This window comes from Nocardioides sp. SYSU D00065, from assembly GCF_017916425.1.
Lineage (GTDB): Bacteria > Actinomycetota > Actinomycetes > Propionibacteriales > Nocardioidaceae > Nocardioides.
This window is the reverse complement of the sequence record NZ_JAFMSX010000004.1, coordinates 31,855-56,778: the sequence shown is the minus strand read 5'-3', so window position 1 is coordinate 56,778 and position 24,924 is coordinate 31,855. Positions and strand designations below refer to the sequence as shown.

At 70.9% G+C, this 24,924-nt stretch carries 36 protein-coding genes, 3 tRNA genes and 1 pseudogene; 12 read left to right on the top strand and 28 right to left on the bottom strand.

The genetic code is table 11. From position 1 onward, the window contains the following. Nucleotides 1-30 precede the first annotated feature (30 nt). Together J3P41_RS15815 and terL are read right to left on the bottom strand one after the other, a co-directional pair. Nucleotides 31-1,674 carry a hypothetical protein gene (locus J3P41_RS15815; RefSeq protein WP_210651334.1) on the bottom strand — a complete coding sequence of 548 codons (1,644 nt, stop codon included), beginning with the start codon at nucleotides 1,672-1,674 and terminating at the stop codon, nucleotides 31-33. A 26-nt stretch (nucleotides 1,675-1,700) separates the two neighbouring features. Further along, entirely contained in the window at nucleotides 1,701-3,275 is a 1,575-nt protein-coding gene (gene terL, locus J3P41_RS15810; RefSeq protein WP_307862032.1) for a phage terminase large subunit, read from the bottom strand. A 78-nt stretch (nucleotides 3,276-3,353) separates the two neighbouring features. Here terL and J3P41_RS15805 point away from each other — a divergent pair, with 78 nt between their 5' ends. After that, entirely contained in the window at nucleotides 3,354-3,578 is a 225-nt protein-coding gene (locus J3P41_RS15805; RefSeq protein ID WP_210651749.1) for a DUF2188 domain-containing protein, read from the top strand. A 140-nt stretch (nucleotides 3,579-3,718) separates the two neighbouring features. On the opposite strand, the gene J3P41_RS15800 is transcribed toward J3P41_RS15805, so the two are convergent. From J3P41_RS15800 to J3P41_RS15790, 3 genes are read right to left on the bottom strand one after another with little or no spacing between them, the layout of a single operon-like run. Then, nucleotides 3,719-4,246: a hypothetical protein gene (locus tag J3P41_RS15800; protein ID WP_210651333.1), complete on the bottom strand. Its 528-nt coding sequence runs from the start codon at nucleotides 4,244-4,246 to the stop codon at nucleotides 3,719-3,721. Nucleotides 4,247-4,251: 5 nt separating this feature from the next. Then, nucleotides 4,252-4,767 (bottom strand): hypothetical protein, encoded by a 516-nt coding sequence (locus J3P41_RS15795; protein ID WP_210651332.1) that lies wholly within the window; start codon nucleotides 4,765-4,767, stop codon nucleotides 4,252-4,254. Then, nucleotides 4,764-6,098 (bottom strand): hypothetical protein, encoded by a 1,335-nt coding sequence (locus tag J3P41_RS15790; RefSeq protein WP_210651331.1) that lies wholly within the window; start codon nucleotides 6,096-6,098, stop codon nucleotides 4,764-4,766. Before J3P41_RS15790 ends, J3P41_RS15795 begins: the two co-directional genes overlap by 4 nt. Nucleotides 6,099-6,187: 89 nt before the next feature. On the opposite strand from J3P41_RS15790, the gene J3P41_RS15785 reads away from it, so the two are divergent. Beyond that, entirely contained in the window at nucleotides 6,188-6,364 is a 177-nt protein-coding gene (locus J3P41_RS15785; RefSeq protein WP_210651330.1) for a hypothetical protein, read from the top strand. A 189-nt stretch (nucleotides 6,365-6,553) separates the two neighbouring features. Then, nucleotides 6,554-7,012: a hypothetical protein gene (locus J3P41_RS15780; protein WP_210651329.1), complete on the top strand. Its 459-nt coding sequence runs from the start codon at nucleotides 6,554-6,556 to the stop codon at nucleotides 7,010-7,012. 38 nt (nucleotides 7,013-7,050) lie between these two features. Here the strand turns inward: J3P41_RS15780 and J3P41_RS19425 are convergent, their stop codons facing one another. The 3 genes from J3P41_RS19425 to J3P41_RS15765 form a co-directional block, all read right to left on the bottom strand. Beyond that, nucleotides 7,051-7,359 carry a hypothetical protein gene (locus tag J3P41_RS19425; protein ID WP_374192891.1) on the bottom strand — a complete coding sequence of 103 codons (309 nt, stop codon included), beginning with the start codon at nucleotides 7,357-7,359 and terminating at the stop codon, nucleotides 7,051-7,053. 295 nt (nucleotides 7,360-7,654) lie between these two features. After that, complete coding sequence (locus J3P41_RS15770) at nucleotides 7,655-7,981, bottom strand: hypothetical protein (protein WP_210651327.1); 327 nt, start codon at nucleotides 7,979-7,981, stop codon at nucleotides 7,655-7,657. Then, on the bottom strand, nucleotides 7,978-8,442 hold the full coding sequence (locus tag J3P41_RS15765; protein WP_210651326.1) for a hypothetical protein: 465 nt from the start codon (nucleotides 8,440-8,442) through the stop codon (nucleotides 7,978-7,980). Before J3P41_RS15765 ends, J3P41_RS15770 begins: the two co-directional genes overlap by 4 nt. Nucleotides 8,443-8,517: 75 nt before the next feature. Between J3P41_RS15765 and J3P41_RS15760 the strand changes: the two genes are divergently transcribed. Further along, a complete protein-coding gene (locus J3P41_RS15760) occupies nucleotides 8,518-9,018 on the top strand; it encodes a hypothetical protein (RefSeq protein WP_210651325.1) in 501 nt (166 codons plus the stop codon). Between the two features lie 4 nt (nucleotides 9,019-9,022). Here the strand turns inward: J3P41_RS15760 and J3P41_RS15755 are convergent, their stop codons facing one another. Together J3P41_RS15755 and J3P41_RS18785 are read right to left on the bottom strand one after the other, a co-directional pair. After that, nucleotides 9,023-9,670, bottom strand: a complete 648-nt coding sequence (locus J3P41_RS15755) for a hypothetical protein (RefSeq protein WP_210651324.1) — start codon at nucleotides 9,668-9,670, stop codon at nucleotides 9,023-9,025. 312 nt (nucleotides 9,671-9,982) lie between these two features. Then, nucleotides 9,983-11,578: a DnaB-like helicase N-terminal domain-containing protein gene (locus J3P41_RS18785; RefSeq protein ID WP_210651323.1), complete on the bottom strand. Its 1,596-nt coding sequence runs from the start codon at nucleotides 11,576-11,578 to the stop codon at nucleotides 9,983-9,985. Between the two features lie 239 nt (nucleotides 11,579-11,817). Here J3P41_RS18785 and J3P41_RS19360 point away from each other — a divergent pair, with 239 nt between their 5' ends. Continuing rightward, nucleotides 11,818-12,198 carry a hypothetical protein gene (locus J3P41_RS19360; protein WP_210651322.1) on the top strand — a complete coding sequence of 127 codons (381 nt, stop codon included), beginning with the start codon at nucleotides 11,818-11,820 and terminating at the stop codon, nucleotides 12,196-12,198. A gap of 247 nt (nucleotides 12,199-12,445) precedes the next feature. Here the strand turns inward: J3P41_RS19360 and J3P41_RS15740 are convergent, their stop codons facing one another. The 15 genes and pseudogenes from J3P41_RS15740 to J3P41_RS15670 all read right to left on the bottom strand — a co-directional run bounded on the left by J3P41_RS15740 (nucleotide 12,446) and on the right by J3P41_RS15670 (nucleotide 20,011). Then, nucleotides 12,446-12,715, bottom strand: a complete 270-nt coding sequence (locus tag J3P41_RS15740; RefSeq protein ID WP_210651321.1) for a hypothetical protein — start codon at nucleotides 12,713-12,715, stop codon at nucleotides 12,446-12,448. Then, complete coding sequence (locus J3P41_RS15735) at nucleotides 12,712-13,413, bottom strand: histone-like nucleoid-structuring protein Lsr2 (protein ID WP_210651320.1); 702 nt, start codon at nucleotides 13,411-13,413, stop codon at nucleotides 12,712-12,714. The genes J3P41_RS15740 and J3P41_RS15735 overlap by 4 nt, the downstream gene beginning before the upstream one ends. A 209-nt stretch (nucleotides 13,414-13,622) precedes the next feature. Next, a pseudogene (locus tag J3P41_RS18780) lies at nucleotides 13,623-13,820 on the bottom strand (WhiB family transcriptional regulator); the annotation flags it as partial. Between the two features lie 119 nt (nucleotides 13,821-13,939). Continuing rightward, on the bottom strand, nucleotides 13,940-14,473 hold the full coding sequence (locus J3P41_RS15725; RefSeq protein WP_210651318.1) for a RusA family crossover junction endodeoxyribonuclease: 534 nt from the start codon (nucleotides 14,471-14,473) through the stop codon (nucleotides 13,940-13,942). A 97-nt stretch (nucleotides 14,474-14,570) separates the two neighbouring features. Then, nucleotides 14,571-15,248, bottom strand: coding sequence for a hypothetical protein (locus J3P41_RS15720; protein WP_210651317.1), 678 nt, complete (start codon nucleotides 15,246-15,248; stop codon nucleotides 14,571-14,573). Beyond that, the gene (locus tag J3P41_RS15715) at nucleotides 15,245-15,496 is read right to left on the bottom strand and encodes a hypothetical protein (protein WP_210651316.1); all 252 of its coding nucleotides are present in this window, start codon (nucleotides 15,494-15,496) and stop codon (nucleotides 15,245-15,247) included. The genes J3P41_RS15720 and J3P41_RS15715 overlap by 4 nt, the downstream gene beginning before the upstream one ends. Further along, on the bottom strand, nucleotides 15,493-16,245 hold the full coding sequence (locus J3P41_RS15710) for an exonuclease domain-containing protein (RefSeq protein ID WP_210651315.1): 753 nt from the start codon (nucleotides 16,243-16,245) through the stop codon (nucleotides 15,493-15,495). The genes J3P41_RS15715 and J3P41_RS15710 overlap by 4 nt, the downstream gene beginning before the upstream one ends. Beyond that, nucleotides 16,242-17,435 (bottom strand): hypothetical protein, encoded by a 1,194-nt coding sequence (locus tag J3P41_RS15705; RefSeq protein ID WP_210651314.1) that lies wholly within the window; start codon nucleotides 17,433-17,435, stop codon nucleotides 16,242-16,244. The genes J3P41_RS15710 and J3P41_RS15705 overlap by 4 nt, the downstream gene beginning before the upstream one ends. After that, nucleotides 17,435-17,659: a hypothetical protein gene (locus J3P41_RS15700; RefSeq protein ID WP_210651313.1), complete on the bottom strand. Its 225-nt coding sequence runs from the start codon at nucleotides 17,657-17,659 to the stop codon at nucleotides 17,435-17,437. Before J3P41_RS15700 ends, J3P41_RS15705 begins: the two co-directional genes overlap by 1 nt. Next, complete coding sequence (locus J3P41_RS15695; protein WP_210651312.1) at nucleotides 17,659-18,600, bottom strand: hypothetical protein; 942 nt, start codon at nucleotides 18,598-18,600, stop codon at nucleotides 17,659-17,661. Before J3P41_RS15695 ends, J3P41_RS15700 begins: the two co-directional genes overlap by 1 nt. Further along, entirely contained in the window at nucleotides 18,597-18,806 is a 210-nt protein-coding gene (locus tag J3P41_RS15690; RefSeq protein WP_210651311.1) for a hypothetical protein, read from the bottom strand. Before J3P41_RS15690 ends, J3P41_RS15695 begins: the two co-directional genes overlap by 4 nt. Further along, nucleotides 18,803-19,117: a hypothetical protein gene (locus J3P41_RS15685; protein WP_210651310.1), complete on the bottom strand. Its 315-nt coding sequence runs from the start codon at nucleotides 19,115-19,117 to the stop codon at nucleotides 18,803-18,805. Before J3P41_RS15685 ends, J3P41_RS15690 begins: the two co-directional genes overlap by 4 nt. Next, entirely contained in the window at nucleotides 19,117-19,497 is a 381-nt protein-coding gene (locus J3P41_RS15680) for a hypothetical protein (protein ID WP_210651309.1), read from the bottom strand. Before J3P41_RS15680 ends, J3P41_RS15685 begins: the two co-directional genes overlap by 1 nt. 83 nt (nucleotides 19,498-19,580) lie before the next feature. After that, nucleotides 19,581-19,778, bottom strand: a complete 198-nt coding sequence (locus tag J3P41_RS15675; protein ID WP_210651308.1) for a helix-turn-helix domain-containing protein — start codon at nucleotides 19,776-19,778, stop codon at nucleotides 19,581-19,583. Then, nucleotides 19,775-20,011, bottom strand: a complete 237-nt coding sequence (locus tag J3P41_RS15670; RefSeq protein WP_210651307.1) for a helix-turn-helix transcriptional regulator — start codon at nucleotides 20,009-20,011, stop codon at nucleotides 19,775-19,777. Before J3P41_RS15670 ends, J3P41_RS15675 begins: the two co-directional genes overlap by 4 nt. Before the next feature lie 262 nt (nucleotides 20,012-20,273). Between J3P41_RS15670 and J3P41_RS15665 the strand changes: the two genes are divergently transcribed. Genes J3P41_RS15665 through J3P41_RS15655 form a run of 3 tightly spaced genes read left to right on the top strand, consistent with a single transcriptional unit; the run spans nucleotide 20,274 to nucleotide 22,421 of the window. Next, on the top strand, nucleotides 20,274-20,744 hold the full coding sequence (locus J3P41_RS15665) for a hypothetical protein (protein ID WP_210651306.1): 471 nt from the start codon (nucleotides 20,274-20,276) through the stop codon (nucleotides 20,742-20,744). A gap of 44 nt (nucleotides 20,745-20,788) precedes the next feature. Beyond that, on the top strand, nucleotides 20,789-21,214 hold the full coding sequence (locus tag J3P41_RS15660; protein ID WP_210651305.1) for a hypothetical protein: 426 nt from the start codon (nucleotides 20,789-20,791) through the stop codon (nucleotides 21,212-21,214). Nucleotides 21,215-21,233: 19 nt separating this feature from the next. Continuing rightward, nucleotides 21,234-22,421 carry a tyrosine-type recombinase/integrase gene (locus J3P41_RS15655; RefSeq protein WP_210651304.1) on the top strand — a complete coding sequence of 396 codons (1,188 nt, stop codon included), beginning with the start codon at nucleotides 21,234-21,236 and terminating at the stop codon, nucleotides 22,419-22,421. 15 nt (nucleotides 22,422-22,436) lie between these two features. On the opposite strand, the gene J3P41_RS15650 is transcribed toward J3P41_RS15655, so the two are convergent. The 3 genes from J3P41_RS15650 to J3P41_RS15640 all read right to left on the bottom strand — a co-directional run bounded on the left by J3P41_RS15650 (nucleotide 22,437) and on the right by J3P41_RS15640 (nucleotide 22,725). Beyond that, a tRNA-Val gene (locus J3P41_RS15650) sits at nucleotides 22,437-22,511 on the bottom strand. A 35-nt stretch (nucleotides 22,512-22,546) separates the two neighbouring features. Further along, nucleotides 22,547-22,617: transfer RNA gene (locus J3P41_RS15645), tRNA-Cys, on the bottom strand. A gap of 35 nt (nucleotides 22,618-22,652) precedes the next feature. Next, a tRNA-Gly gene (locus J3P41_RS15640) sits at nucleotides 22,653-22,725 on the bottom strand. A 137-nt stretch (nucleotides 22,726-22,862) separates the two neighbouring features. Here J3P41_RS15640 and J3P41_RS15635 point away from each other — a divergent pair. From J3P41_RS15635 to J3P41_RS15620, 4 genes are read left to right on the top strand one after another with little or no spacing between them, the layout of a single operon-like run. Further along, entirely contained in the window at nucleotides 22,863-23,681 is an 819-nt protein-coding gene (locus J3P41_RS15635; protein WP_210651303.1) for an aminotransferase class IV, read from the top strand. Further along, nucleotides 23,678-24,040, top strand: coding sequence for a phosphoribosyl-AMP cyclohydrolase (gene hisI / locus J3P41_RS15630; RefSeq protein WP_210651302.1), 363 nt, complete (start codon nucleotides 23,678-23,680; stop codon nucleotides 24,038-24,040). Before J3P41_RS15635 ends, hisI begins: the two co-directional genes overlap by 4 nt. Further along, the gene (locus tag J3P41_RS15625) at nucleotides 24,033-24,626 is read left to right on the top strand and encodes a Trp biosynthesis-associated membrane protein (RefSeq protein ID WP_210651301.1); all 594 of its coding nucleotides are present in this window, start codon (nucleotides 24,033-24,035) and stop codon (nucleotides 24,624-24,626) included. The genes hisI and J3P41_RS15625 overlap by 8 nt, the downstream gene beginning before the upstream one ends. Before the next feature lie 42 nt (nucleotides 24,627-24,668). After that, on the top strand, nucleotides 24,669-24,869 hold the full coding sequence (locus tag J3P41_RS15620; RefSeq protein ID WP_210651300.1) for an HGxxPAAW family protein: 201 nt from the start codon (nucleotides 24,669-24,671) through the stop codon (nucleotides 24,867-24,869). The last annotated feature ends 55 nt before the right edge of the window (nucleotides 24,870-24,924 follow it).

Here is a 24,924-nt window from a genome sequence, read left to right as displayed (position 1 = left end):
CGCTCCGCCAGCCGCCCCACATGACCGGCATCAGGCGTCCTCGTCGTCTGGGTCGCCAGCCGGGCCGACCGGGTCGGCGCCGGCGGCGCGGCGTCGGCGCTCGTCGTCGACGGCGGCTTGAGCGGCCACGAGGTCGGGGTCGATGAGCCGGCCCTCGTCGTCGGTGACCTGCTCGAGGACCTCGTCAACGTCCTTCACCCCGAGGGCGTTGAGGAGCAGCCGCAGCAGAACGACCGGCACGGCCCGGCCGATGGTGGTCTCGGCCGAGGCGGTGATGGCCTTCACGAGCTCGACCGGGTCGACGTCAACGAGCGGCGGCCAGTCCCAGTCGAGGGTCTTCTCGACGTCGCCGGTCAGCTTCACCTGCAGCCGGCCCCACTCGTCGCGCGACATGGCGCCGCGCAGCGGACCCCGGGGCGCGATCGCGGCCTGGTCAACGACGTACTCGATGACCTCGGTGAACGCGGCCTGCCACAGCAGGCGCCGCATCCCCATCTCGAGGATGGTGGGCAGGTCGAGCGTCTCGGCGACCGCCCGGGCGCCGGTGACGCCGGGGTCGGCGAGCAGCATCGTGACGGGCAGCCCGAGACCCGCGGCCGCCATGCCGGCGAGCGGCTTGCCCGAGTCGGCGTCGATCGTCGCGCCGGACTTCGACACCGCCTCGAGGCGCACGTCGGGGGTGCCGACCGCCGCTTGCCCGGCCTGGCCGCCGCCGATCGGGGGGATCCCGCCCACGCCCGGGCCGTTGCCGCCGTTCGCCGCAGCGATGCCCTGGGCGACCTTCTGCGCCTTCGACGTCGTCCCGCCGGTGGCCTGCCACGCGATCAGGGACAGCGAGTGAGTCAGCTGCGCCCAGTCGACGAGGAAGTCCTTGTACGCGCGGGCCCACGCCAGCGAGGCGTAGACGTCGGGAATCCCGAACCGCCAGCCGGCGACGGGGTTGACCTTGACGTGCTTGATCGGGGCGTCCCACCGGATCGGCATGCCGTCTAGGGTCTGCGGCCGCACCTGGGGGCGGTAGCCGAGCGCGGGGTGCGCGACGCGGGCGATCTGATTGCGGGTGCGGGTGGCGCCCCGCTGGTAGCCCTTCTCGACGATCCGCTGAGGGACCTCGCGGACGTAGTACCACGGCTCGTCGCGGTCGTCGGGGTTGGTAATGACGTCGACGACCTCGTCGGCCAGCGCGGTGCGGATCCGGACGGCACCCGTCATCGGCGAGGTGAAGCACGCGATGTAGACGTTGCCCTCGGTCGCGGCGCCGCGCTCGAGCTGGTCGTGGGCCTCGTCGCCGGAGAACGTGGTCTTGTTCGCGTCGAGGAACCCCTGCACCACGGCGTTGACGTCCTGGGCCTGCTCCTCGCCGGCGGCGCGGGCGCGGACCTGCACGCCCTGGCCCCAGACGTAGCCGATGCGGATCTGCATGCCGCGCTTGAGGAGCGGGTTGGCGATCGCCATGTGCCGGCAGATGCGGGCGAGGGCCTTGCGAGCCTCGGGGGAGAAGTCGCGCTGGACGGCCGAAGAGATCTGGTCCCAGCCCTTGTCCTCGAGCGCGAGCTGCAGGTCGGCGAGGTTCTCGCGGAGGATCAGCTCGTTCTCCTGCGACGCGCGGAGCTCGGACTGCAACTGCTCGACGACGGGGGCGTGTGCGGCGGTGCTGGGGATCAGTCCTGCCACGGGGTCACCGCCTCTCGGTCGTCGGGTCAGGGGATGTAGCGGCCGAACCCAGCGAGCGCGGGGTCGAGGTCGGCGTGGGTGACGATGCCGGTGCCGGCGCCAAGGTCCTGCCCGGCGAGGAGCGGCATCAAGATCATGCGGTTCAGCGCCTGCGACATGGCGTCGACGTCGTCGTCGTGCTTCGCGGTCGGGAACCCGGCCGCTTCCTCGATGACGTCGTCGGCCCACGGCGCGAACGGCTCGCCGTCGGCGCCGATCGAGGCGGGGAGCCACACGTTGCCGGCCTCGGCGAGCGGCGACACGGCTGTCGCGCGGGCGACCTTCGACCCGTCGGGCTCGATCGGCACGATGCCGGGCACGGTGCGGCCGAGCATCGCTATCACCGCCGGGCCGTTGGCCTTGTCCTCGACGAGCTTGAGCAGCGCCTGCGGCCACCGCGCGGCGAGGGCCTTGAACGCGGCGAGGGTTTCGACGAAGTCCATGCGCCGGTTGACGCGGTCGAGGAGGTAGACGTCGGCGCCGATCCGTCCCCACACGTGGCCGGCGACCTTGTCGGTGCCCTCGGTGTCCTTGAAGGTCATGTCCCAGCTGAGGACCAGGTCGTCGAAGCCGGTGACGATGCGGGTGCCGTCTTCCCGCTCGAGCCACAGCGGCCGGTCGTAGCGCTTGAACGAGTGCCGCTTGAAGATCGTGCCGGCGGGCGATGACGGGCGGCCCTGGTACAGCGCGTTCCACGTGCGCTGGCCGACGCGGGTGCGGATCGCACGCCACTGCTCGGGGGTGCGGCCGCGGGCGGACTCGAGGAACTCGCCGGGCTGCCGGCCGAGGGGGTCGGTCTCGCCCTCGTCGGGGTTGTGGTCGGCCTCGGCGGGGATGTTGAGGACCTCCCACAGGTGGCCGTCCTCCGCGGCGAGGAGCCGGCCGGCGAAGTCGTCCTCGTGCCACCTGGTGAGGATCACCACGACCGGCGCGCCGGGCGCGAGTCGGGTGGACGCGACGTCGGTCCACCAGTCCCAGACGGCTTGCCGGAAGACCTCGGAGTCAGCTTCCTTGCGGTCCTTGATCGGGTCGTCGATGACCATCAGGTCGGCGGGGCGGCCGGTGAGGCCGGCGCCGATGCCGACGGACACGAGGCCGCCGTCGCGGTCGTGGAGCTGCCACTCGGACGCGGAGCCGTTGTCGGCGGCGAGGGTCATGCCGAGCTCCGGGTTCGACTTGATCATGTTCCGGATCGAGCGACCGTTGCGGTTCGCGAGGCCTTGGCCGTAGGACGCGCCGACGACGCGGGTCCAGGGCCGCTGCTTGAGGACCCACAGCACGAAGTCCTTCGCGACCCGGGTGGACTTCCCCTCCTGCGGCGGCATGGTGATGATGAGCCGGCCGTCGGGGGTGGACATCAGCCGCTGGAGGGCGGCGTCGACGCGGTCGAGGGCGGGGGTCTGCACGGTGGCGGGGTTGAGCCGCTTGGCCAGCGTGCCGGGTGTGCGCCAGGAGTCCTCGTCGGCCTTCTCGCGGACGGGGTCGGGCGCACGGAGCTCGAACGCTCGGGCGGCGTGCTCCCAGACGTTGAGCGGGTCGGCGGTCGCCGTCACTGCGACCACCCCCTTGAGCGTGCGTCCCTACCGCTCAGCCGTCCGACTCGCCACACTGCTGCTTCCGAAGGAAAGGGGGTGCGCGCGATGCCGAACGGCGACATCGAGACGTACTACGAAGACGGCCAGTGGAAGAACAAGGTGGAGGGCAGCAGCCGTGCGGCCAACGTCCACGAGACGAAGGCCGAGGCGCAAGCCAAGGGCCGCCAGATGGCGCAGGAGCGCCGCGTCGAGCACGTCATCAAGAAGCAGGACGGCACCATCGGGGAGCGCAACAGCTACGGCCACGACCCAAGGAACATCCCTGGCTGAAGTAGTTGTCGGGCGGGCCGCGCGAGCGGCCGGCCTGACAGCACGAGAACCCCTGCTACCGGGTTTTGGGTAGGGGGTTCTTGAGGGAATGAGACACCGAAACGATAGGCGATGTCAAGCGCGCATCGTCGGCGCTGCGTTCAGTCCTCCCACAGCATGTACTCGGTCTCATCGGTGAGCGCTTCGGCTGCCATGAGGTCATGGAGCGTCGCGAAGGAGCCGTCCACGTCGACCAGCAGCTGGCCGACAAGGTTGTTGATGTGAGCCATGCGCATGTACGCGACGAGACCGTGGGTGTCTGCCAGCGCCTGGACGAGCTCGACGTCCGGCACCGGTGCAGCGACGTAGGCCTCGAGGAAGTCGAGGCAGTCCTCATCGGGGTCGGAGCGTCGCGAGCCGGGGTATCGCTCGGGGAGCGCAGCGTCCAGCTCGGCTCGGGGGAAGCCTCCGGCGCGGCCCTGCGCGAGCAGGATCTCGTTACGTCGCTCGATTCGGAGGGCGCTCATGCTCGCCATGATGCCAAGGGCAACGCGGGGTGACCGCGCATAGGCGCTGATGCCGACGCTGGCGTTCTGCGCCATGCCGCTCGTGGGGTCGGCCAGGCTCGTGCAGACGGCCCGAATCTCCGCGACAAGGTCGTGAAGGTCGCGCTCCCAGTCGGTCGGCATCGTGCTCAGCCGATCACGATCGTGACTATCGAGGCGGCAGCCGCGATTGCTGCGAGGATCACGCTGGCGATCGTCCAGCGGAGCATGACCTGCTCTCGCCGCTCGGTCTCGATCGCACGCTCCTCAGCCTGCACGGCGCACCTCTCAGCCTCCACCGCTCGCGCGTCTGACGCGACGGCCGAACTGACCAAGGCCTCGAGCAGCTCGGCGGTCTGCTCCGACGCACGGGCCGCGCGCCGCTCCGGGGAGTCCGCCAAGAAGCTGTAGTCGATCGGCTCCGGCATCTTGACCGCGCCACTCGCTGCCTCCATCGACCTCCGGAACGACTCGGTCTTCTTGGTGGCGCTCGCGTGCGCGTGGAGCAGGTTCTCGATCGCGGGGCTCGGGTCGAAACCGCGGTGCAGTTTGGCGTACGTCTCGCCGATGGTGCGCTTCCGCTCCCCGGGCTCCGACTGATCGTTCATGCCCCCAGCATGGCGGCCGCCACCGACACGCCGGCGCGACACGCTCGAACGCGTCATGCGCTGGCTAAGTCGTGCTGATCGAGGAACGACCGCACCCGCGCCCGCGCGATGCCGAGCCGCTCCCCGGCGGCCTTGGGGTCCTCGCCAGCCTCGACCGCGTCGGTCCAGGCGGCGTACTCCTGCGAGCGACGCTTCCGTTGGAGCTCGGCGGCGACGACGCGGCGGTTCAGGTCGACTGCGGCGTCGGCGACGTCGGGCCAGAACACCAGCCGCACGCCCCACGTCCTGCCGGGCTCCCACAGGCAGCAGGAGGCGACCTTGTTGCGATCCATCCACTTCCGCACCGTGGCGGGGAGCACGAGGCCGCCGGTCATCGTTGACGCCGCCTCGGCGGCCATTGAGATGTGGGTCCAGCCGTCGCCGGCGGCGCCGTTGGTGAGCAGGTCGCGACGCACCGCGGTGGCGTACTCCCCGGGGTCGTACTCCTTCCGGCAGCCCGGGCACTCCCACGACTGCCCCGCCGTAGGGTTCTCGATGCCGCCCTGGTCGCAGTCGCCGCACGGCTGGTACGCGGCACGGACGTCGCCGACGGTGAGCGCCTCCGGGTAGCCGAGCCTCGCCCACCGCTGCAGCTCGCGGCGCGCGGGCGTCGGGTGGGTGCAGGGCGTTGCGCGGCGCCAGCGGCGGACCAGGGTCTCGCCGCACTCGAAGCACTCGACTCCCCGCTCGGGATCGCGGCCGTCGTGGAGGGCGTGCTCAAGCTGGGCGCGGACGTCGCGGACCTGGCGGGTGAAGTCGTGCCAGTCCGGGCCGTCGGTCCGCTGAGCGAGGTACGGCAACTGGGCGCGGAGGTACGCCACGGCGCCGGCAACCGTGGCGGTTGCGGCAGGGGAATGGCCGAGCCAGGCGCGGTAGGCGTCCTCCCACAGCGCGAGGATCGCGAGCGGCGGGACCGGGTCGGCCGGCCGGCCGGTGCGCGACGAGGTCGGGTGGTCGCGTTCGTGGTCGTCGGCCTTCCAGCCGCGGAAGGTCCGCATCGCAGGGAACGACACGGTCGGGCCGCGGAGGATCTGGGCGACGCCGCCGGGGATGGGTGCGGCGGCGACGAGCCGGCCGTCGCCGCCGCCGTCGACGGCCTCGACCGCGAGGGCGTCGTAGGCGTCCGCGATCTCGGCGAGGTCTTGGTCGACGCGGCCTTGGCAGGCGGGGCAGGTGACGGGGTGCTCGTTGGTGGCGTGGGCGCGGCCGCAGACGGTGCAGTGGGGTGCGGTGCACGTCTTGCAGCCGCGGTGGCCGGTGGGGTCGGGGCAGTCGTCGCGGTGCTCGGTGGTGACGCGCTCGCCGAGGTCGCGGTCGTAGTGGCAGGCGGGCGGGCGGTGGTCGGTCACGCGTTCTCCAGACGGTGTCGGGGCAGGCAGATACGGTCAAGCCGCGCTGGCGGCACCGGGTCGCTAGCAAGACGAAGGGCAGTGGTCCAGTGGCAACGAAGACCGAGACGCAGGAGAAGTTGTTCAGCAAGATCGCGGAAGTGGCTGACTCGGTGGACCAGTACTCCAGCCACCCCGATGCTCAGGCCCGCATGCTCGTGAACCTGGCGCTGGCGTACCGGCACGCGGCGGGCGGCGCCCAGCCCGGCAACGGCGGTGCAGAGTGACGTGCGATCGTTGCGGCGCGACGGTCGGTGACGTCGCGAAGCACGATCAGTGGCATGCGGAGCAGGACGACCTAGCGGTTCGGGTCGACCAGGTCGAAGACCAAGCAGCTGGCACAGCGAACGTGCTTTACCAGCGCGGCATCGACTGACGTGTCGGGAGATCTGCTGGCCACCTGGGTAGGAATCCTGGTGTCCGCGATGATCGGACTGTGGGGCTTGCAGCGGTCGGCGCGCGCTAACGGTCACGCTGCAGAGGCGCTGGAGCTCGCGCGCGCCGCAGAAGCGCGCGCCGACAAGTTGGCTCGGATCCAACTTGAACGGCATGACGTCGCGTGGGTCCAGTCGTACGACAAAGAGACCGCCACTCTGAGCTTCCGGAATGTCGGCACTGACGTGGCGCACAAGGTCGCGCTCACAGTGGATGGCCCGGACGGGAGCCGCCAAGTGACCGAACTCGTCGAACTGCACCCCACCCATCCGATCGGAATCCGTCTCACCGCCCTCGCCGAGGACGCGAACCGACGCTGGAAGGAACTCCTCGACGTCGGCTACATAGGCGTGCCGGCGTTCACAGTCCGGGCTCGCCTCAATTGGGAGACCGGTGAGGGACAGGCCAAGACGCAGGAGTGGGAAGAGCTCGTTCTCTGAGCGACGCCGAACTGGACGGCGGGTCCTCCCGCTGCATGTCAGGAAGGCGTGCACGCGGCGGCTCCTGCGGGCACCTGCTCACGGATCCGGTCGAGCAGCTCGGCGTCGGGGGTCCACAGCCCCAGCCGGCCCTTCGCGGGGATCGGAACCTCGAGCGGCCGCGGGTGCTCTAACGCCAGGTGCACGACGCGGTTGCGCGACCGGCCGCTGTGCTCGCGGTACGACGCCTCGGCCCACGGTGAGCACAGCTCGCCGGCACCCAGCTGCTCGCACTCGTCCGAGGGGTGCACGTCGACGAGGTCGACCACACCGATGATTGCGCTCGGGTAGAGGGTCGGGTGGTCCATGCCGTGCGTTCGGATGGCGGCTTGAACAAGGTCAGAGGCAAGTCCACGGTCGCTGGTGCGGGATCCAGCGTGGATGGCGAGCGGGCCGCGGTAGCGCCACGCCTGTGTCCTGTTCTCGACGTCCTTACCGCCGTGGACGATGGCCCAGGCCCAGGGCTGCTGGATGGTGAGTGCTCTCATCGGGTGTCCTCTCGGGTGCGGGTGCTCGTCTGCAAACGGTGGGGCAGATTCCCGGAGCGTGGCGGGACGGCGGCCGTGTCGCGGCCGCCGCAGGCGGCGCGGTCTTCGACCAACGTCACCGGCGGCTACCGCCTCTGGGTTCACCGGTGCACTTCCGCCTGCGCAGCCGCGGGTCGTACGCCTGCTCGCAGACGTAGCAGCCCACCGCCGGCGCCATCAGCAGCGTGTCTGCGTCGAGCAGCGGCGCGCCCGGCCCGCCGTCGAACGCGTCGAGCGTCGCGTCGGTCGCCTGGTGCATCAGCGTGACGCCCCACAGGTGCGTCTCGCTCTTGACCGCGTACGCGTAGGTCTCCTCGAACCGCTGCTCGATGCCGGCGAGACGCTTCGGGTTCACCTCGTGACGGTCGCCGAGCGCGGTCCACTCCCGCTCCTGGCCGGTCATCGTGCACGCTCCCAGCCGGCGTCAGTCAGCAGCTGCGCGAGCGCGGCCTCGCTGATCGTGACCAGCCCGTCGTCGCCGGCGTGGACGCGCACCTCGCCGGCCTGCCGGTCGCCGGGGTTGACCCACACGAACTCGGTGTCGTGCGAGTGCGCACCCTGCTGCTGGCAGTCGGTCCACCTGCAGCCGGGACGAGCCGTCGGGCCGACGACGGTGACGGTCCACGGGACCATGCGTCCCCAGAACGTCAGCCAGACGGTGCCGCCGGCCTGCAGCTTCGCCAGGTCGTCGTCCTCTGGGACGCACCGCACCGAGAGGGTCCGGTGGCCGGTGGCGGGGGACTGGTCGACGAGCGCCTCGACGGACGCGATGTCGGGGTTGTCGAGCCGGCCGTCGGGGGCTGCGATGACCTTGCGGGTCGCGCCTTCCCAGAATTCGGCGTCGGGGATCGGGGTGGGTCTCATGGGGTCTCCTGGGTGTTGAGGTGGGTCTGCTGGTTCGGGAGCAAGCGTCGGTGGCGGCGGCTACGGTCCGCAGGCATGGATGAGGTGTGGAAGGCGCTCGGAACCGGCGTCGTGACGCTGCTGGTCGGATTCGTGTTGCTGCAGCACCAGCTCGGCGGGCGACGGGGACGACGACGCCGCGAGCTGCTCGAGGAAGTGCAGCTGCTTGAGCAGCTCGAACTGCGGGCTGATCCGGCACATGCCGACGAGCTCGAGCGCATCAGGGCACGCGTGACCGTCCTGCTCCGCGAGTTCGAAGAGCATCCGGACGCGGTGAGCAGCGAGGGGCGCGGGGGCTCGTACATCCTCGCCGTGCTGGCGATCGGTGTGGCGTTGGGTCTCCAAGCCTTCGGGATGCTGCCCAACCCCGGGACGTGGGAGATGTTCTTGATCGGCGGCGGCGTCGGGGCGCTGGGGGTGGCAATCGACGAGGCTCGGATTGCTGTGGCCCGTCGCTCGATGTTCCGGCACCTCGTGAAGCTGGAGCTTGAGCAGCGCGCGAAGCGCAAGCGCGCGTCGGGCCGGTCGAAGAAGTAGGCCTTCACGACGCACCACCCCCCACGACCTGGCCGGGCACGACGTCAGCAGCCAGCCGCCGCAGCTCGTCCGGCACCACCCGCAGCGCCAGCGACCGCTGACCGTCGCTGAGCTCGAGCCGGTCCAGCACCGACCGGATCACCGCCGCCAGCTGCTGGCCAGCGGACTCGGCCAGCCGCACACGCCGCTCCTCGATCCCCACGTCGACGCACGTCTTCGCGACCTTCGCGAGCCGGTCCCGCTCCTCCTGCCACAACCGCACCCACACGTTGACCGCGGCCGCGTTCGTCGTCCCGTTGTCCGTGCCCTTCTCGAGCTGAGTCCCGTGGGTCTCCTTCACGCGACCCCACGTGATCGCCTCCCGCTCGAGGTCCGCCACGATCGCGCCGAGCCACTGCACGGCGCCGGCAGTGCGGTGCAGCTCCTCGAGCAACGCAGTGTGCGGATCCACCTCGCGCGGAAGACCGAACGCCTCCGCGGCCAGCAGCGCCTGACGGGCCTGCAGCCGAGCCTCGGCCGCCGCGACGACCTGCGGAGCCTTCCCGCCGTGCATCGCGCACACCGTGCCGCCCGGGATCGGACGCCGCTTGCACCGGTTGCCCGACCGCGACGTCGCCGTGCACTGCGGCACGTCGTCGATGGGGTCGCTCATCACCGACCACCGTCCATGGCATCGAGCCCTCGGCAGGCCGAGCAGAGGTCGGCGGCGATCCACCAGCACGTCTGGTCGTTCCGGCCGAAGCAGGGGGTGAACTCGGTGCATCCGCAGACGCGGCAGGTGCGGGTGTTCGACGCGGTTGCCGACGCACCGCACTGGTGCTGGGGTGCGGGCTCGCTCAGTGCGTCGGTCCCCGTAGGGGTGGGGGACCGGACCGACGCACTGGACTCGGTGGGGCCCGGGGGGTTGTCCGACGCACTGATCGACGCACTGGCCGACGCACTGCCGACGCACCGGATGGTGGGGTCAGATGGACTGCTGGGCGAGATCATCTTCGGCCTCTCGGTAGGGGATGGCGAGGGTGTGCAGCCAGGAGCGGTTGGGGCCCTTGATGCGGGTGACGTGGCCCTCGGTGATGAGTTGGATGAGGGCGGCGCGGATGGTCTTGGCGGTGCCGGGGATGGCGGCTTCGATGTCGCGGCCGGAGCACTCGGGGTTGTCGGCGATGTAGGTGGCGACCTTCTCCATCCAGGTGGTGGGTCGGAAGGAGCCGTCGGGGTTGCGGGGGGCTTCGGCGCGGCTGATGGTCCAGGTGGTGACTTGGGCTTGGGTGGAGTCGAGGACGAGGGTTCCGGCGTAGCCGCCGTGGCTGGAGCGTCGGAGTTCGCCGCTGGTGTCTTTCTCGATGCGGAGCGAGATCTTCCCGATGCCGCCGGGCATGGGCTTGGTGCGTGCTTCGACGCGGAGGTAGGCGCCGCGGATCATGCGCTTCTTGGCGATGGAGCCGATGGCGTAGCCGGTGGAGCGGGCGTCGGCGGACTTGGGGAGGTGGTCGACGGTGATGACGCAGGCGCCGGCGTGGGCGGGTTTGGAGCAGACGAGTCGCATGGCGGAGGTCATCTCGTCGGTGTCGTTGGTGTTGACGCCGAGCATGGGGAAGATCTCGCCGAGGGAGTCGATGACGAGGACGTCGGGGGCCCAGGTGGCGAGCTCGTGGACGGCGGCGGTGAGTTCTTCGCCGTCTTCGGGTTCGTAGTAGCGGAAGCGGTCGGCGTCGGCGAGGTGTTCCATGCGGGCGCCGAGAAGGATGAGGCGGGCGGCGGTGTGGTCGGGGCCGTTGTGGTCGACGTCGATCATGGCGGCGCGCTGGCCGGCGTTGAGGGCTTCGACGATGGCGAGCTGGGCGAGCCAGGTCTTGCCGCCTTCGGGGTCTCCGAAGACGCCGTTGACCTTGCCTTTGTAGAACAGGGCGGTGCCGTCGTCGCGGCGGACGTAGACGGGTGGGGGGATGACTGGGGGTTGGCCGCCGAGGAGCCAGGAGAGGTCTTTGAGGCCGGCGCCGGTGGTGGTGGTGCGGGGGCCGAAGCGGAGGGCGGTCTGTTCGACGAGTTCGACGGCGTCGCCGAGGGCGAGGTCGAGGGTGTCGGGGTCGGCTTTGTAGCCGGTGGCGGCGAGGCGGGTGCCGAGTTCGACGAGCGCGCGGGCGCGGGCGCGGTCGCGGACGATGCGGGCGTAGTGGTGGGCGTTGTCGGCGAGGGGGGTGTTGGCGACGAGGTCGTGGAGGTAGGTGGGTCCGCCGACGCGGTCGAGGTCGCCGGTGTGCTGGAGGTGGTTGGCGAGGAGGACGGCGTCGACGGCGAGGTCTTCGCCGTGGAGCTGGTCGGCCAGGGCGTGGATGGCGTTCCAGATGGTCTCGTGCTGGGGGCGGTAGAAGTCGGCGCCGTCGAGTTCGGTGGCGAGTTCGGGTGCGAGGGCTGGTCGGAGGAGGAGGGCGCCGAGGACGGCCTGTTCGGCGGCGTTGTCTTGGGGTGGTCGGCGGGTGTCGTCGTAGGCGGGGTCGTAGGGCGGCTCGTCGGTGACGGGCCGGAGGTGGTGACGGGTTGGTGGGCCGTCCTGGGTCACGTGCGCCTCGATCGTCGTTGTCTGGCGGGTGGTCGTGGTGCTGGGGTGTGGGCCCGCGGGGGCAGGTGCGCCAGCCGGTGAGAAAGGAATGCACCGGCCGGCCTGGGAGGGCGCCCTTCGGTCCTCGCGTCGTGTACGCGGCGCGACGGTTGGTGGCGTTGATCCCCGCGGGCCGGGTCTCAGGTGGTGGCGGGTGGGGCGAAGGGGTCGGGCACGGCGGTGAGCGGGTGCGTGGTGGCGTGGAGGTCGTGCTCGAACGGTCGGCCGCAGATGCAGACGTCGTCGGGGCCGGCGTCGTAGGCGTGCGGGCCCTGGTGCTCGGGGTCGGCGTCGTAGTCGTCGAAGTCGTCGAAGTCGCCGACGTACGGCTCGTGTCGCTGCCATCCTGGTCGTCGGCCTCGTCGTCGGGCTGGTCGAGGACGTCCTGGCTGGAGTGCACGGCGGAGGCTTCGATGGCGCCGCAGACGTCGCAGATGGGGGTGTCCTTGGCGGCGTCGTCGGGGAGGAACGGGTGGGGGCGGAACGACTGGCTGGAGGCGAGGACGTCGGCGACGGTGCGCTCGGCGCCGAGTGACTCGTCAATCGCCATCTGGCCGTCGGCGCGCTGGCGGTTGATGTAGCCGACGCGGGTGAGCTCGCGGAGGTGCTCCTCGAGGTCGGTGTGGGTGGCGGGCTCGACCTGGGTGAGGACCAGGTCGACCTTGCGGGTGCCGTCGGCCTTCTCGTGGGTCTCGTCGACCTTGAATTCGACGATTGCCATGTAGTGGCGGCTCTTGTTGCGGTACATCTCGGCGGCGAGCTGTTCGGTGACGCCGGTGGCGTCGAGGCCCTTGGCGCGGATCTTGGCGGTGTAGTCGGCTGGGTTGGTCATGCTGCGGTGCCTGCTTCCTGGTGGATGGTCTGGCTGGTGGTTCGGGTTCGGTGGGTGGCCGGCGCCTCGTAGAGGAGGACCCACTTGGTGACGCGGCCGGATCCCGGGATGTCGGTGGAGAGCGCGGCGGACCAGCGGCCGGGGCCGGTGATGCGGGCGTGAGCCTGGGCGGCGAGGAACGGGAGGTCGTGCTGTGCCTGGGCGACGAGGGCGGTGAAGGGGAGCCGCTCGTTGGTGATGGGCCAGATGGCGCGGAAGCGGGTCATGACGCCCGCTGGTGGGCGTGTGCTTCGTCGTACGCTGCTCGCACGACGGCCGGGACACGGCCGACCGACGGGCACTCCACGTCGTTGGCGGCCGCCCAGGCGCGCACCGTCGCGGCTGGCGGCCCGTCTGCGGTGGGCGTCGACCTGGCGGCGGGCTTCTTGTCGCCGCGGAGCTTGGCCTTCGCCTCAGCCAGCTGCCGCTCGAGGCGCTCCACCTCGGCGCGGGCCGCGGCCCTCTCGCGCTCGGCCTTGCGCCGGGCGGCGTGCTTCTTCTCGTCCTCGCGTAGCAGCGTGCGGAGGCGGTCGATGTCGTCGAGCACCTTGTTGGCGGCGGTCTGGATGCGCTTCGACTCGTGGGCCTTGCCCCTCGTGATGAGCTCCTCGAGCGCGCCGCCGCCCGCCGGCGGGGTAGGGGCCGGCGCGACGGTGGGACGCGGGGTGGTCGCGCGCGCCTCGCGGGTGTGCTCGGCCGTCTTGTCGGGCAGCTCGGTGGCGTCGTCGTCGAGCTTCTTCTCGAGGACGTCAACGGCCCAGGCGAGCTTGTCGCGGTCGGGGTAGCCGTGGTGGGACGCGACGTCGAGGACCTGGTCGCGCTCGAGGTGCACGATGGTGGCGACGATGTCGAGGCTCTTGCCGGAGGCGAGGTGCTTGAGCAGCGCGATCTTCGTCGCGGGTGTGATGTCGGCAGTGGTGGTCATGATGCGTTCCTGAGCTCGGGGTGGGCGGCGCGGATATGCAGGGTCAGGCCTTGCTTGACCGTGCTGGTGTGTTCGCAGGCCGGGCAGGCGAAGGTCTCGTCGGGCCGGTCGTGGGTGTGGCGTGCGTGAGCTGCGAGCGCGACGGCATCGCGGAAGGTCTCGTCGCAGCGCGGGCAGGGGACTCGCTCGACGCCGGCCTCTTCCTCCATGGCCTTCTTGATGGCGCGGCGGTGGCGCTCGCTGACGCCGCCCCAGATGCCGAACCGCTCGTCGTTGTCGATGGCGTAGTCGAGGCACTCGGCCGCGACGGGGCAGCGGGCGCAGATGGACATGGCCTCGCGGGTGGATCCGCCCTTCTCAGGGAAGAAGAGCTCGGGGTCGGTCTGGTGGCAGACGCCCCGGTCCATCCAGTCCGGGAACTGGCCGGCGCCGAGCAGGGGGAGGGTGGACGCCGAGGGCCCGTCCAGGACGGCTTCCCCGCCCTCGGCGTCCGTCACCGTACCCGGGGTCGAGTCAGGCACGGTGGTCATGGGAACAGCACCTCCTGGCGCTGGTTGAGGACCTCCCCAGCCGCGGCGGGGGAGTCCGCAGCTGGGGAGGCGATCAGGGGGCGCACAGCGATGCGGGCGCCGGTGGCGGCGTTGGCGTAGTGCTTCACCCCGGTGGCGATCGCGACTTGGGCGTCGTCGCGGTAGACGCCGGCCTCCTTGAGGCCGTCGAGGGTGGAGCGGAGCAGCTTGTCTACGTCGGGCTTCTTGTCGACGTACGCCGGTGCGTTGTCCTTGAGCTCGCCGGCGTGCTTGCCGGTGCGGAAGTGGTAGCCAGGACGGGGGAGGTAGAAGTCGATCGACACCTCGAGCGGCCCGGTGAGGGGCAGCTGCTCGAGGCTGCGGACGAGGCCGTCGCTGGCGAGGTCCTCGACGGCGGACTTCACGTCCTGGCGCCAGGGCTTGACCTTCTTCGACGACTCGGCCAGGACGGCCTTGCCGTTGACGACGAAGGCCCGCTTCGACCCCTGCGGCGCTGGGGTGCCGATGACGTGGATGGTGAGGATGTTCATGGTCGCCGCCTCCCGTCGCCGCGGAGCAGCGCGAAGTAGGTGATGGCGAGACAGATGACGGCGAGGACGCCGGCGACGAAGCCGGCCCAGTAGGTGGTCATCGCGAGACCCCCAGCACCTGGGCGGCCTGCTCGACCTGGTCCCACAGCGTGCGGTCGCCGTCGTGCCGGTCCGGGTGCGACATCGCGCGGGCCGACCGGTGCGCCGCCTTGGCCAACGCGTCCGAGGCGAGCATCCTCGGAACCGCGTCATCGTCCGGCACCGCGTCCGGACCGATCGCGACACGGTCGAGCAATTCGGCTGCCTGCTCACGAGTCATGTGGCTGGCGGGCATAGCGCGTCCCGCGGGAAGCGCCTTGAAGCCGGCGTACTGCTGGCCGGTCTCGGTCGCGCCGTACCGGTCGACCGCGCGCAGGGCCCGCAGGGTGAGCGCGATCGCGCGGACGTTCTCCTGCCATCCGACGGAGTCGCGGCGGTACGACCGCTCAAACCGGTCGCAGCGGTGCAGCATCGGCCCGTGGTCGCGGGACTCGAACGCCACGACGACCGCGGGGTGTTCGGGTGTGCGGGCGTTGGCGCGCAGGGTGCCGTCGAGGCGGATGTCCTGCTCACGGACGTCGACCTCGATGACGACGTCGCGGCCGCCGAGGTGGTCGATCTCGCGTCCGAGGAGGTCGAGGGTCGCGGACCACGTCGAGTCGAACTGCGACCGCTTCCGTGCGGCCGCCGGCCGGAGCCAGGTGCGGTCGGACAGCGGACGGGTGGTGTACCTCATCGCGCACCTCCCGCGAGCGTCGACCAGTCGGTCGGGCCCAGCACCCGGGCGGCGCGCTGCTCGGCGCGCGCAAGCTGGAACAGCGCGTAACCTGGCCGGCCCTCCCGGAACGAGCGGACCGCGGCCTTGCAAGCGGCGTCGAGGACCATGTCGACGTGCGCGACGCGGTCGCGGGTGGCCGACCGGGCGGCGTTCTCCTGCCACACGGTGGGGCGCACGACGTTGCCGGTCGGCTCGAGCGCGGTCATCGGGCACCACCGACCAAGGCGGGCGCGCACGCGCGGTGCAGCGGCCACTCGCCGCACACCCCGTCGTGCTCGGTGCCCTTGCGGTCGAAGTACTCCCGGAGGCTGTCGGCCTGGGCCTTGCGCCAGCCGATCTGCGACTGGTGCAGCGAGTGGATGGTGTGCCCGGGGAACTTGCGGGCGTGCTTGGCCATGATCCGCGGCCACAGTCGGCACGACGCGAGCGCGTCGCCGGCGGCGTCGTGGGCGCCGGTGTGGCGGACGCCGTAGTGGGCGCAGAGCTGCTCGAGCTTGCGGCCGCCCTTGCGGTACGGGTCGACGAACTTGTCGAGGACGAGAACGTCGACGACGGGTCCGACCTTGCTGTGGTGCCCGAGCCGTGCGACGAGGCCGTCGATGCCGTGCCGGTGACACTCGGCCTCGAGGAGGGACAGGTCGTAGGACAGGTTCATGCCGACGACTGGGCGGCCGCGGCCCATGGCGAGCGCGAGCAGGCCGACGAGCTCAAAGAGCATCTGGCCGGGGTCGCCGCCTTCGGTTCGTGCGCGGTCGGTGGTGATGCCGTGGACGTCGGACGCCTCGGCGGGGATCTCGATGCCGGGGTCGACGAGCCACATCTTGGTGGCCGGGCGCTTGCCGGCGGCGACGCGGACGACGGCGGCCTGGACGACGCGGTCGTTCCAGACGTCGACGCCGGTGGTCTCGAGGTCGAAGCCGAGCATGTCCCAGCCGTCCCACTTCGATGCGCTCATGCCGCACCTGCCTCAACCGGCCGGGACTCCAGGTCCTTGAGGTACTCGGCCAGCTCGGCGCCGGACGCCTCGGCCGACGTCATGCCGCCGAAGAACGTCGCGACGTCGTCCTCGAGGTCGGGGCCCTTCATGCCGCGCTGACCGGCGAGCTTGAGGATGTCGGCCCACACCTGGTCCGCGTCGGGGCCGACGGTCTCGCCCTCGTACACGCCGTCCGCGTCCGGCTGCGGCGCCACCTGCGTCGGGTCCGGCTGCGAGGCGCTGCCGGCGACGTCCGCCGCCTCGAGCTCGCCGATGCGCGCCGTCGCCGCCTGAGCCGCAGGGTGCTCGCCGTGGTCGTGCTGCGCGAGATACGCGACCATCTGCCGCAGCGTCGCCAGGTCAGCGCCGGCGATCTGCTCAGGCGTCGGGATGGACACCTGCGGCGCCGCGGCCACCGGCTGCTCGACCTGCTGGTTGGACGGCGGGGCTGGTGCCTCGATCGCAGCCGTGCCGGCCCCCGCACCCTCGAGCGCCGGGGCGCCGTCCTTGCCTCCGACGATCTCGACGAGCCGCTGCTTCGTGACGTGCAGGTCGAGGAACGGCACGACGTACCGCGACGTCTGCGGGCCCTTGTCGGTCTGGATGATCGAAGACCGCTCCGCCAGCCCGAGGGTGGCCGGGACCAGGTCGCCGACGTGCATCGCGAGCTCGGCCATCGACGGCAGCTCGGCAGCGGCGTTCCAGCCCTTCGACTCCATCCGCCACACGCCGAGGGACTCGATCTCCGACAGCATCACCGACAGCCGTGTGGTGGGCTTCTCGATCGCGGCGATGTGGTTGGGGTCCTGCGGGTCGCAGTAGTTGCCGGCGACGTCCTTCTCGCCGTCGCAGCGGTGCTGGCAGCCGCCCCGGGTCCAGAACTCGTGCCACTGGGAGAAGCCGCCCTTGACGACGATGACGGGGATCGCGGTGGCCTCGGAGAGGACCTCGAACTCGGCTTTGCCGTCGTTGCCCCACGGGCGGGCCTCGCCGCCGTACGTTGTGGCGATCTCGGTGATGAGCCGCTCCGACGGGCTGGTGAAGCGGAACCGCTCGAGCTTGGCCGGACGGGTGTACTCCCTGCCCTTGCTGTTGGTGCCGGTGATCTTGTGGCCGAGGCGGATCCGGCCCTGCTCGGCCATGCGGCGCTGGGTGGTGATGATGGGCATCAGGACTCCTGGGTGATCGTGAAGGTGACCGGCCGCAGGAGGCCGGACTGGTGGATGGCGCCGTGGTCGTCGCCGACCTGGGCGTGGAACGGCACGGCGCGCGAGAGCACGCGGTGCCGAGCGAGGTGGCTTGCGACCTGCTCGCCGAGGTCGACGAGGTCCTCGGCGGCGAACCGGGCGGCGGGCACCTGGGGCCGGTCGGTGGTGACGTAGAAGGTCGGCATCAGGACGCCTTCCGCGCGGGCTCGTCCACGGCAGGGGCGTCGATCTGCTCCCACGCCTTCACGTCCTGCGAGTGGAAGAGCCGCTGCAGCGCAACCGCACCGAGGAACGCCTTGTGGACCTCACGGCCGGACGGCTGGGGGATCAGCGCGTGCGAGGCGGGGCGCCAGTTGAGGATCGCGGCGCCCTCGAACTTCGGGAGCTTCACCACGCTCTCGTCGGGCAACACCGCCTCGTCGGCGAACCGCAGCCCGGCCAGCTGCAGCGGCTGGTCGGCGTACACCGTCGTGGCAGGCTTCCGCAGCGACGACTTCCCGTCGATCAGCCACAGCTTGCGCCGGCCCCAGGACGTGAACGACGTGCGGCCGGTGGCCTCGTCGTACGCCAGGGGCAGGTGCAGCCATAAGTCGCCGGTGCCGGCGTACTCGTGCTTCCACGACACGACGGTGGTCTCGGCAGCCTCGACGTGCTTGTCGAGGTCGATCCGCCACCGGTCGAGGAACAGCAGGTGCTGGTGGATGAACGGCTCGACCTCGGGGTCGTAGGGCAGCGGCTGCTGCAGCACGTGACCGTGGGCGTGTGCGTGGACGCGGGTGCCGAGGTCGGAGGCCTTCTCCCATTCGTTCTTGTGCTCGGCCTTGATGGCGGCGGTGACGCAGAATCGGCAGTGTCCGCACCGGTCGGCGACCCGGGCTCGGGCGCAGGGCCCCTCGGGGTCCTGCCGGGACGTCGCGACCATCAGCGGGAGGTAGTCCCATGCGGCGGCCGCGGTCGCTTTGGCGGCGGCGGGGACGAGAGCGGGTTTGGCGATGACGGACTGCGCGTTGGTGACGGACATGAGGCCGTCACCGGTGGCGCGCTCGAGGGGACAGCCGTCGTTGCCGCAGGAGCCGTAGTAGCGGCCCTTGCCCTTGATGTCTCGGGCGTGCAGCGGGGCGGTCATGACGCGGCCCTCTGCAGCGTGGCGTCGTACGCTGCCTGCTCGTCGAGGGCGCGGCGGGCCGTGGCGGTCGACTCGGCCAGCGCGATCGCCCACGGGTCGTCGGCGGGCAGCGCCTCCCCACCGTCGAGGTGGTCGTCGCCGGGCTCGAAGCCGCGGTCGTACGCCTCGTCGAGGCGCGAGGTCCGGTGGTCGTCGGTGACGGTCATGCGCGCTCCTCGGCCAGGACCAGCCGGCGCTCGTAGGCGCAGGCGGTGCAGCGGTTGGAGGCGTCGTCGCAGTCGCCGCAGTAGCGGTGCGCGTCGCAGGTGATGGCGACGACGTCGTCGGTCAGGGGTGCTCCGCAGATGTCGCAGCGGTCGAGGTCGAGCAGCTCGTCGAGGGTCGGCTGCAGCGCGACCGTGAGGCGGTGGTCGTGCCACACCCACCACAAGGCGGGGATCCCGAACCACAGGGCGACGAGTGCGACGCCGATGACGAGGCCGAGGACGAAGTTCTCGCCGGGGGTCAGGTGGTGCATCACGCACCCACTGCCGTGAGGTGGGCGCCGCCGTTGCGGGGTGGCGACTGGAAGAAGCGGACGGTGACGCGGATGCCGAGGTCAGGGAGCCGGCCGGTGACGGTGTGCCGGTTCATTGGCCTGCCGAACAGGTCGGTGTTCTCGACGGCGGTGATCGCCTCGTGGTCGATCGCGATGGAGTTGCACCACGCCGGGGCGGACTCATGGTGGATGGAGAGGACGATGCTGCGGGCGTCGAAGCCGAAGCGGTCGATGTTGATCGAGTGCGGCACGTCGAGTGCGTTCTCGAAGATGTGGGCGGTGAGCGCGGCGAGCGCGATGCGCTCGTGTTCGCGGACGGCCGCGGCGGCGGGATCGATGGTGTCGCTGGTCCCGATCATGGGACGATTCCTTTCGTCGGAGCCAGTCGCTCGCCGGGTGCAATCGGTGCGGCTGGCTCTGTCTTGTTGAGGGGGGAGCGCGGTCAGGCGCTGTTGGTCGTGCGCGTGTTGGCGTCGATGAACGCCTCGAGGTCCTCTTCGCGGATCCGGGTCTTGGCGCGGGTGCCGGTGGCCTTGATCTCCACTGCGCGCAGGCGTCCAGCGGCGATGAGGCCGTAGACGTGCGGCCGCGAGCAGTCGAGACGCTCGGCGACGTGCGCTGGTGACAGGAGCCTCGTCATGCTGCGCTACCGCCTCGCGAGGGAGTAGCAATTCGTGGCGTGCGAACGAGCTCGCGCTCCTCGAAGAGGTCCTCCAGGTCGACGTTGAGCCGCTTCGCGATCCGCTCCGCGATGCGCTCGGAGCAGTCGGAGTCGGTGCCGTTCTCGAGCATGGAGATGTACTGCTGCGTACATCCGACGAGCGCGGCCAGGTCGGTCTGCGAGTAGCCGGCGTCCTTGCGCTTGCGTCGCATGCGGCTTCCGTCTTTGACGATCATCCAGACCTCACGAGGAGTGGTTCGGCGGGGGAGTCGCTTCATCTTGCGCCTTCTCTCTGTTGATTACAACTGTCACGCGAGACAGTAGCAACCACTTGTGACTTGTACAAGTAGCAAAGTAGGAACATCCATGCAGGTCACACGCCTGCACCGGGAACCACGTCACGCTCCTGACTTGTGCTTACAAATCTGTGATTCACCGTTCGTCGTTGTACAACCCGCTGCCGGAGGCCCCACCTTGAGCGATGTGAACGCCGAGACGCTCCAAGACCTGATGGAGCGCAGGCTCAAAGAACTGGGGCAACGACGTGGACGTGGTGAGCAGATCAGCCTGCACGAGGCGTACGACCGGCTGGTCGAGAAGGTCGGCCCGGGCGGCGACGTCCCGACGTACGAGGTCTTCCGCCGGATCCGCCAGGGACACTCCAAGATCACCGATCGAACCGCGGACGCGCTCGCCACCATGCTGGGCGTCGACGTCGAGCAGGTGCTGATTGCGGCCGGGCAACGGCCGCGACTAACCAAGTTCGAGCTCCCGGCCCGCGCCGACAGGCTCACCGAGAGCGAACGGAGAGCCGTCCTGGGCGTCGTCGACGCCATCCTCGACGCCGGCCCGCGGGTCGACACCGCCTGGGACACGCCCGTCCCGCTCCGAACGGCCGAGGACATGCGGCGGCCGCAACGTGCCGCGGCCCGCCGCGAGGACTGACGTCACGGTCGGCTTGTCGGTGGCGCTACCTATGGTCTCGCCGCATGACGGGGATCCATCCATGGCGCCGCTTCGGCCGGCTCGCGCACTACAAACTCTGCTGGCACGACCACGGGCCGCTGGGGCTGACGGACTTCGTGGCAAGGACGGTGTCGCTACGTCGGGGCCTCAACCAGGCGCAGCGGCGGTCGACGATCATGCACGAGACGCTGCACGCCGAACGGGGCCCCGTGCCGATGGGATTGGCGGCGAAGGAAGAGACGTACGTCCGCAAGGAATCGGCTCGCACGCTGCTTCCCTGCATCGCGGCCGTGGGCGACGCCTTGGTCTGGGCTCAGGGCCATGTCGAGCCAGCCGCAGACGAGTTGTGGGTAGATCTGCCGACGCTGACTGATCGGCTGAAGTACTGCACGGCGGGGGAGCGTGAGTACCTGCTCCGACGACTACACGAGGAGGCACCACCCGCATGAGCGACAAGGTGGTTGCGTAGTGGCTTCATTCCGCAGGCTGCCGTCGGGGAAGTGGCAGGGCATCGTCAAGGTCGCCGGCAAGAGGTACACCCGAACGGACCCGTTGAAGAAGGTGGTGCAGGACTGGGCGGCCGAGCTCGAGTCGCAGCTGCGCCGCGGTGACTTCATCGACCCGAACGCTGGGAAGGTGACGCTGTCGGCGTGGTGGTCGGAATGGCAGACGACCCGGAGGGTGGCCAAGGCCACCGCCGCGAAGAACGAGACTCACTGGCGTGTGCACGTCGAGCCGGCGTTCGGTTCGTGGGCGTTGGCGTCGATCCAGTCGATCGACGTCGAGAAGTGGGTGGCCGGCATGGTCACGCGGAAGGTCGGGGGAGAGGCGGCCGCCACGGCACTACGTCTCCTGCGCCAGGTCCTCGAGGCCGCGGTCGCCGCGAGGAAGATCCGGACCAACCCCGCCGAGGGGGTGCGCGCCCCGAAGCCGCCGAAGCACGTCGACCGGTTCCTCGACATCGACGAGGCCGACCGGCTGATCGCGGCCATCACGCGGCCGGTCCGACCGCCGGCAGGCACGCCCCGCGGCCGAGCGTGGGAGCGGGAACCCGATCCGGAGAGCCAGCTGCTGGTACGGCTGCTGCTCGACGCGGGCTTGCGGTGGCAGGAGGGCGCGGGGATGCATCACTTCCGCGTCGACGTACGTCGCCGGCGCGTGCGCGTGCAGGAGGTCCTCGAGCGCGACGGCACGATCAAGCCGCAGCCGAAGAGCGAAGCGGGGTCCCGGTGGGCGCCGCTGACCGACGAGCTCGTCGAGCTCTACCTGGCGCACGTCGCCCGCCACGGCCGCGAGGGCCTTGTATTCGCGCAGGACTACGACGTCGCGCCGGAGGATCGCCGGCCGCTGGACTACAGCAACTGGACGAAGCGGATCTGGGCACCGGCCGTGCGCGCCGCCGAGCTCGCGGCGCCGCTGCCGACACCGCACGACTGCCGGCACTCCTACGGCTCCTGGCTGGCCGACAACGGGGTTCCGCCGCACGAGATCATGGTGCTCATGGGGCACTCCTCGCTGCGCGCGGTCGAGCGCTACATCCACGCTTCAGAGGCCCGGATGGACCGTGCCCGGGACGCTCTGGGCGCACGTCGGGCGCACGGGGGCGAATCACACATGCAGAAGGCCCCATCCTCGGGATCCGAAAATGGGGCCTGACCTGCGGCTTCTGCGTGGTGGGCGATACTGGGTTTGAACCAGTGACCTCTTCCGTGTCAAGGAAGCGCGCTACCGCTGCGCCAATCGCCCGGGTGTTGAGTTGTTGCGGTGCTGCATCTTCGGAGAGGTGGGTACGGGATTTGAACCCGTGTAGACGGATTTGCAGTCCGTTGCCTCGCCTCTCGGCCAACCCACCGTGGAGGTTCCAGAACTGACGGGGGAGACCTTCCGAGCGGACAACGAGACTCGAACTCGCGACCTCAACCTTGGCAAGGTTGCGCTCTACCAACTGAGCTATGTCCGCCTGCATCTGCACCGTTTCACCGGCGCTGAGTGCGAGTGGAACAGTAGTACATGGCTCGCACGGGTCCAAAATCGCCCCCTGCCGGGCGTGTTCCGGCGGCACCCTGCGGCCGGGGGAGCGGGCCCTAGAGTGGCGACATGCGCGCGTGGCTGAACGGGGAACTGCTGGCCGACCCGACCCAGGGGGCCGTCGCGGTCACCGACCACGGATTCACGGTGGGCGACGGGGTGTTCGAGGCGGTCAAGACGCTGCACGGCCAGCCGTTCGCGCTGACCCGTCACCTGACGCGCCTCGAGCGCAGCGCCGCGGGACTCGGGCTGCCCGCTCCCGACCTCGACGACGTACGCCGCGGCGTGGCGGCGGTCGTGGGAGACGACCCGATCGGGCGGCTGCGGATCACGTGGACCGCAGGCCCGCACCCGATGGGATCAGGGCGCGGTGGCGGACCGCCCACGCTCGTCGTCGCGTGGAGCGCCATCGAGCGGGCCGCGGAGACCACGACCGTCGTCACCGTGCCGTGGACACGCAACGAGCACGGCGCGACCGCGGGGCTCAAGACCACCTCGTACGCCGATAACGTCATCGCGCTCGCCCACGCCAACGCCCACGGCGGCACCGAGGCCGTCTTCGCCAACACCGCGGGCAACCTCTGCGAGGGGACCGGGTCCAACGTCTTCTACGTGGTCGACGACGAGCTGCGCACGCCGACACTGGCCGCCGGCTGTCTCGCGGGCATCACCCGCGAGCTGGTCATCGAGTGGTGCGGCGCCCGCGAGATCGACGAGCCGCTGGTCGAGGTGCAGCACCGGGCCAGCGAGGCCTTCCTCGTCTCCACGACGCGCGACGTGCAGGCCATCGCCCGCTGGGACGACCGCGACCTGCCCGCCCCCGGCCCGGTGACCCGGCGCTGCGCGGAGACGTGGGCCGCGCGCGAGGCTGGGACGATGGACCCGTGAGCACCCCCGACACCGCCCTCGACCCCGCCATCTCCGCCCGGCTGCGGCACACCGCCGAGGGGCTCGTGCCCGTCGTCGTGCAGCAGCACGGCTCCGGCGAGGTGCTGATGCTGGCCTGGGTCGACGACGAGGCCCTGGCCCGCACCATCGACTCCGGGCGGGCGACGTACTGGTCGCGTTCTCGGCGCGAGTACTGGGCCAAGGGCGACACGTCGGGCCACGTGCAGCACGTCAAGGAGATCCGGCTCGACTGCGACGGCGACACCCTGCTGTTCGTCGTCGACCAGGTCGGCGCCGCGTGTCACACCGGCGACCACACCTGCTTCGACGCCGACCTCGTCCACCGCTTCGATGGCTGAACCGTCCGGGTCCCGGCGCACCTTCGGGCCGGTCGTCGCGCTGGGCCTGGTCTCCGCGGCGCTCGCCGCCTACGCCGGCACCAAGCCATGGGTCACCGGCGACCTGTCCGACACGGTGCCGAGTGGTGCCGCGACGAGCTGGGGCGAGGCGGGGTCGTCCCCGCTCGCCACCGGGCTCGCGCTGGTCGTCCTGGCCTGCTGGGGCGTCGTGCTGGTCACCCGCGGCCGGTTCCGCCGCCTGGTCGGCTGGCTGGCGGTCCTCGCCGCGCTCGGCGTCGCCGCGACCGTGGCGTGGGCGCCCGCGAACCTGCCCGACGACCTGCGCCAGCAGGTGCAGCGCCGCACCGGTGCGGACCTCGAGGAGACGTGGCTGACCGGCTGGTTCTGGCTGGCGGTCGTCGCCTCCGCGCTGGTCGTCGCCGCCACCGTCCTGGGCGCGCGGCTGGTGCGCTCCTGGCCCGAGATGGGCAGCAGGTACGACGCGCCCACCGGCGCCCGGGGCAAGGACCACCCGGCCGGCGCGGCGCCGACGGAGAACATCGACATGTGGAAGGCCCTCGACGAGGGCCGGGACCCGACCGCCTAGACTCGGGTGCGCACGCGCCGAACCGACGAAGGAGCACCGACGATGGCTGCTGGCCACGGCAACACCCCCGCTGCTTGGACCGCCGTGGCGGTCGCGATGCTCGGCTTCGTCGTCGGGAGCGTCGCCCTGCTGCGGACGCCTGCCAACGAGCTCCTGCTGTGGATCGGCATCGGCGTGGCCCTGCTCGCTCTCCCGCTGTTCCTGGTGTTGTCGCGCCTCGGCTTCAACGGCTCCGAGCACTGAGCCCGAGCCCACCCGCACCGCGTCCGACCGCTGGGCACCGGCCCCGAAGGGGCTG